Origin of the sequence: Nonomuraea sp. 3N208, assembly GCF_052245935.1 — a bacterium.
GTDB lineage: Bacteria > Actinomycetota > Actinomycetes > Streptosporangiales > Streptosporangiaceae > Nonomuraea.
In genome coordinates this window covers 1-857 of sequence record NZ_JBQQBR010000180.1, presented here as the reverse complement: position 1 = coordinate 857, position 857 = coordinate 1, and the positions used below count along the sequence as shown (strand labels likewise).

The 857-nt window shown below is 69.5% G+C and carries 1 protein-coding gene and 1 riboswitch; the gene reads right to left on the bottom strand.

Going from position 1 to position 857, the window contains the following annotated elements; translation table 11 throughout:
* Positions 1-16: 16 nt before the first annotated feature.
* Complete coding sequence (locus ACTWPT_RS60120; RefSeq protein ID WP_443186500.1) at positions 17-694, bottom strand: CHAP domain-containing protein; 678 nt, start codon at positions 692-694, stop codon at positions 17-19.
* 11 nt (positions 695-705) lie between these two features.
* A riboswitch (cyclic di-AMP (ydaO/yuaA leader) is annotated at positions 706-850 on the bottom strand.
* Between the last annotated feature and the right edge of the window lie 7 nt (positions 851-857).

The window sequence follows — 857 nt, the reverse complement described above, 5'->3', positions numbered from 1 at the left end:
GAAGCCGTCTGGCCGGTCAGGCCTTGTACTGCGGGTAGCCGTAGCCCACGACGTGGGACTTGGGCCGGATGCGCTGCTCGACCTTGCCGTTGCCGGTGTTGCCTTCGATCGCGGTGATCGTGCCGTCGCCGTTGTCCTGCTTGACCATGCCCACGTGGTCGATGCCGTCGGTGCCCTGGCCGTCCCAGTCGTAGAAGACCACGGCGCCCGGCTTGACCTCGGTGCCCCAGCGGTGCTCGGCCTGGAACCACTTGGCGTAGGTGACGGTGTAGGCGTCCCAGCCGACCGTCGGCCGGGCGCCGGCCTGCTCGCCGACCCAGGAGATGAACATGGCGCACCACGGGGCGTTGGCGTAGGCCTGCAGGCTGCCGCCGTCGCGGGCGACGGTCTCGGCTGCCCGCGGGGAGGACATGTACCAGCTGTGGAACGGGGTGCCGCCGCCGGCGGCGTTCTCCGTCACGCCGATCTGCGACTCGGCGATCTTCAGGACGGTGCCGGCGCTCACCTGGCCGGCGGCCTTTTGCGGGATGGCCTGGGAGGAGGCGACGTGGGATCGCGACGGCTGCGTGGACTGCTGGTCGGCGGCGAGGGCGGGGGTTCCGGCGACGATCGCGCCGGCCGCCATGCTCACTCCGGCGGCGAACAGGGGAAGGCTTGCGGACGTCAGGGCACGAGCGAAGACGTTCTTGGCCATTCTGAAATTGCTCCTAGCTTCCATGCCGCCTACCGGGTTAGCTGACGGGTTCGGGCGTGGAAGTGCCCTACGGGGCGCTCGTGTTGAGCGCGCCGATTCACCCCAGAGAATTGGGTCCCCGGTTCCGCGTGATCGCGAATTCGGCGGCCGCGTCCCTCACGAA